3 protein-coding genes are annotated in these 4,881 nt (G+C 48.1%); all 3 read right to left on the bottom strand.

Annotation, left to right across the window (positions count from 1 at the left end; all coding sequences use genetic code 11):
• Positions 1 to 168: 168 nt before the first annotated feature.
• Positions 169 to 1,203, bottom strand: coding sequence for an AraC family transcriptional regulator (locus A3750_RS06695; protein WP_082863134.1), 1,035 nt, complete (start codon positions 1,201 to 1,203; stop codon positions 169 to 171).
• A gap of 5 nt (positions 1,204 to 1,208) precedes the next feature.
• Positions 1,209 to 4,325: an efflux RND transporter permease subunit gene (locus A3750_RS06690; RefSeq protein WP_068454577.1), complete on the bottom strand. Its 3,117-nt coding sequence runs from the start codon at positions 4,323 to 4,325 to the stop codon at positions 1,209 to 1,211.
• Positions 4,322 to 4,881: efflux RND transporter periplasmic adaptor subunit (locus tag A3750_RS26005; RefSeq protein ID WP_369819929.1), on the bottom strand; the 560-nt coding region annotated here is incomplete at its 5' end. The genes A3750_RS26005 and A3750_RS06690, both read right to left, overlap by 4 nt.

Here is a 4,881-nt window from a genome sequence, read left to right as displayed (position 1 = left end):
TATATAGGAGTGAGATTTCCGCTCCATGATATTTGCTAACAATAGTGTTGATAATTTCTTGCACAACATGAAGGTGCGCACTGTGGAAGGTAAGTTATTGTTATTTGGATTAATTCTTTGTTAAGTGGCTACATAACGAGTCTAAGTTACCCGCTTGGAGATAGGCCTTTAGTCGCGATAAGAGGACGGGGAATTACCGGTCCACTTTTTAAAAGCCCGATTAAACGCCGCGGCCTCCGAGAAGCCTAAAGTATCGGATATTTGCTGAATGGTAAGCTCGCCATGCTCAAGCAGTTCTAACGCTTTCTCTCTGCGCAAACTATCTTTAATTTCCTGGAAGCTATGACCTTCCTCTTTCAAGCGGCGCCGAAGAGTATGCGTGGTTGAACCAAGCTTGTCTGCCACATCATCGAAAGTCAGCGTTGTGTGCCCCCAAGAGTCTGGGTCAGCCGCAGCGCTTGCATCATTCAAGACACGTCTCACTTGCGCCGTTACGCTGTCGTCGGCACGAAATTGGGTCAACAAAGACTGCGGCGCGTGATTGAGGAAATCCGTCAGAGCATAGCTGTCTTGTTTAATCGGTAAGGCCAGCATTCTTCGATTAAACGCAATGAGATTGCGTTTCTGAGAAAATACATGCCGACAGGGAAACATTAAATCGAACTCGTCCGCATATTCTGGCTTGTCGAATTGGAACTCAACACGATCAAGTAATAACGGCCTGTCTACCATCCAACATGAAAGTCGAACCCATATGATGAACATGGACGTTGTCAAAAATGCATCGTCGACATCCAAGGCATTGGACCACTCAAAGGCAAGGCGCGCTTCGTCACCCGACTCCTCAAGCTTGATCTTCAAATCATCACTAACCAGCGCGATAAATCGCGCGCTTCTCAACAATCCCCGCCGAAGGTTGCCAGCAGAAATGATCGCGTGACACATCATTGAAAAAGTACCTAGTTTCAGTGGATGGCTGAGAAAGCCACCACTCTCATCTTCCATGTGACGCCATAGGGTGATCAGAAAGCTACCCAGATCCTCAAGAGGAAAACGAGCGCCGCCATCCGAGGCCTCTAGCAGATGACACCATTCTGGAAGCCCTGCTTCATCACAGACCCTGCCTATATCAACCCCTCGAGCGCGCGGCGCGGCCAAAAGAGAGTCGATGAGCGCAAGTGGCAGAGAGTGTTGACGCTTCACGTTACTTAAACCGAGTGTCCAATGAGCTTACTTGTTAATGACTTGATATCTTCGACTACCATATAGTTTACCGGCACCAATAGTAAGGTAATCAAGGTGGCAAACAGAATTCCAAAACCGAGAGAGACAGCCATTGGTATTAAGAATTGCGCCTGCGTCGACTTTTCAAATAACAGGGGCATCAAGCCAATAAACGTCGTCAACGAAGTGAGAATAACAGGTCGAAATCGGGATGCGGCTGCCGAAGAAACCGTCTCATACAAATCTTTGCCCTCACTTCGCCTTTTATTAATAAAATCCACCAACACTAAGCTGTCATTTACGACAACGCCGATTAACGCCAACATGCCCAACAAACTGATGAGCGTCAGATCCATGCCCATGATCATATGGCCGCCAATCGCCCCGATGGCGCCAAAAGGAATCACAGACATCACAATGATCGGCTGAAAGTAAGACTTGAACGGGATCGCGAGCAAACAGTAGATCACAAACGCGATAAAGATCAGGCCATACTGCAAACTCCCGAATGACTGGCGCTGCTCTTTCGCCTCCCCCTCAAATTGATATTGCACATCAGGATATTGAGCGAGTAATTCGGCGATGTACTCGTTAAGTTCACGCTGAAGAACAAGCATATTGGTATTCTGCTTGTCTACATCGGCGCGCACGTTGACCGTTCTGTTTTGATCTATGCGAGAGATAGAAACTGGGCTCAGGTCGGGCGTCAACAGGGCAACCTCATCTAGAGGCACCCTATCTCCAGTTGGCGTGGTGATGAGTAAATCGCGCAGTGTCTTGGTGCTCTGTCGCTCCTGTAATGGGTAACGCAACATCACTTTAATATCGTCTTGTTCACGCTGAATGCGCTGAACCTCGAGACCATAGAATGCTTGGCGCACTTGGGATACCACCTGCTGGCGCGTCAAGCCAAGCACATAGGCCACCGATTTGAGCTCAATCTCATAGACTTGTTTACCAGCTGATAGCGTATCCTGTATATCAAACACACCTGGGTATTCTCTTAGCTTTTCTTTGACCTTATCTGCCACTGCACCAAGCGTATCAAAATTTTGACCGCGCAATTCAATATCAACCGGATCACTAACACGGCCAATCTCAGCTCGATAACTAATCGAATCGGCGCCTGGAATTTCGCCAACTAGCTGTCGCCATTCGTTCACCAATTCTCTACTGGTAATCTGCAAGGTACGATCTTCCGGAGGCGTAATCTCAAACATCACCCGCCCATAATTTGAACCTCTGCTACCGCCAGCAGAACCTGTCGTCGCCATGATATTTTCAACAACCGATTCGCCAGAATCAGGGTCGATATGGGTCGCTTGCAACGCTTGTGCTTGCCTAAGCATAAATTGCACATGCTTGTCCGTTACTTCTCCGGGTGTACCAGCAGGCATCGACAAAGACGCCCGCGCAACTTCGCTTTGTACTTTTGGGAAAAAGATAAATTTAAGCCAGCCGGTGCTTAAAAGTGTGCTAAGCACGATGAGAAGGCACACCGCAAAGGTGAGGCAGGCGTATCGGTATCGAATGACATTTCTTAAGAGTGGCTGATAATACGACAAAACGAAACGTTCAAACCCTGTCGCGAAGCGCTCCTGATAAACAAGTAATCGACCAAAACCCGTATTTGATGCGCTCGAATTTACTCGGATATTTTTAAGATGCGCAGGCAGAATAAGCTTGGATTCAATCAACGAGAACAAGAGAATCGGAATAACCACGACAGGAATCGCAGCAAACAACTGTCCGCGCACGCCTTCTATAAAGGCTATCGGAAGAAACGCCGCGATGGTTGTAAGAATGCCAAAGGTAACGGGGACAGCGACTTCTTTTGTGCCATTGATGGCTGCCTCGATCCCACTCTCCGATTTACGTAAGTGCGAATAGATATTTTCACCCGTGACAATCGCATCGTCGACAACAATACCTAGAATGACAATAAAGCCAAACAAGCTAATGATATTGATCGTCACACCAAACAATGGCATCACGAAAAACGCCCCCATGAACGACACAGGTATTCCAATACAAACCCAAAATGCGATTGCCGGCCTTAGGAATAGCGTGAGTAATAGCAAAACAAGAATGCCGCCTTGTATGGCGTTGTTCGTTAGTGTCTGTAAACGCTTCTTGACGATTTTTGAACGATCACGCCAAGTAGTGACCGTTAAAAACTGAGACGATTTGACGTCGTACTCCGCGACGTACTCTTTAACAATATCTGCAACATCAATGGCGCTCTCAGCACCAACCCTGTAAACCTCGATCAATGCCGCACGCTTCCCGTTAAAGCGAGTGATCGAAGAGACCTCCTCAAAGCCATCGATCACCGTGGCAACATCGCCAAGGCGAATTTTGCTGCCGTCTTTCGTGCTATCAATCACGATATCTTCGTAATCACCCTTGCCATACGCTTGGCCTGTTGAACGAAGTAAGACATCCCCTCCCGTCGTGCGCACCGTTCCTGCGGAGATATCGATCGAGTTTTCTCGAATCTTGCTCGCTAGATTTGCCAAGGTATAACCATAACGTTGAAGCGTTTCTTCGGATACCTGAATGAACACTTCGAATTCGCGAACGCCATCAAGCTCAACCTGACTAATCCCCTCCATCTGCAGCAAACCATCCCTTATCCGAGACGCTTCAAGGCGCAGCTCTCTTTCCGATAAGTCGCCGAAAACCGCAATACCGATCACCTCACGCTGACGCTTGGCGAGTGCGACGATTGGCCGCTCGGCATCTCCGGGCAGATTATTAATGCTGTCAACACGATTTTTAACATCAGAGAGCAGCGTTCTCGCATCGTATCGCTCGTCTACCTGAATAGAAACAGACGCAGAACCCTCGTTCGACGAACTGCTTAGCAGCTCAATACCTTCAAGGTCTTGAACAGCTTGCTCTACCTTGATCGCGACTGACTTTTCAATATCCGCTGGCAAGGCGCCCGGAACGGCAATGCTCACTTGAATAACGCGCGGCTCGACGGACGGAAATACTTCTAAGGGGATATTTAGCTTAAGCGATCCTAACCCGATGAGAACAATGGTGATCAACAACAGGTTGGCAGCAACACTATTACGAGCGAACCATTCAATCATTGGTCGGCCTTAATATGTATTCTGGTTCCGCTAGGTAGGCTTCCAAGGATCGTTGTGATTAATTCATCGCCTGGCGCGAGACCACTCTCAATAACACTTTTATCTGAAGTTCGGTGCAAGATTGTAACCGGGCGCTGAACTAGCTGATCTCGATCATCCCCTTCGACAACATACACATAGCTATCTTGATAAATAAGCTCGTTCTCAACGACAATCACGCCTTTGAGCTCTTGGCCGATTATACTTGCACTAACGTACTGGCCAGGTAAGAGAGCTGCTTTGTCTGCGCTCGAAAAAGGCCCATCAACATGCGCTACGATCGTTGCTTGTTGAGTAAGCGGGTCAAAGCTCGATTCCATGCGTTCATATCGAGCGAGCCAACGTTCGTTTGTTCTGGATAAGGTATTCACAAGCTCGATTTCTATCGGAGCCTTATCCGAAGCCCCTCCTTCATCGCCTCGCAACAAAAGTAAATCTGCCGCTTTTACCGGCAGACGTATCTCAGCGACACTGTCTGCGAAGCCGCGACCAAGTTCTTGCGTTGTATTCACGTACG

The organism is Oleiphilus sp. HI0079, assembly GCF_001635105.1.
Note: the sequence above shows the minus strand (reverse complement) of the source record. Positions and strands in the feature narration are given on the sequence as shown.

Bases quoted from the DNA above. Each gene is read 5' to 3' on its own strand.
- A3750_RS06690 (WP_068454577.1), bottom strand. From the start codon at position 4,325: ATGATTGAATGGTTCGCTCGTAATAGTGTTGCTGCCAACCTGTTGTTG.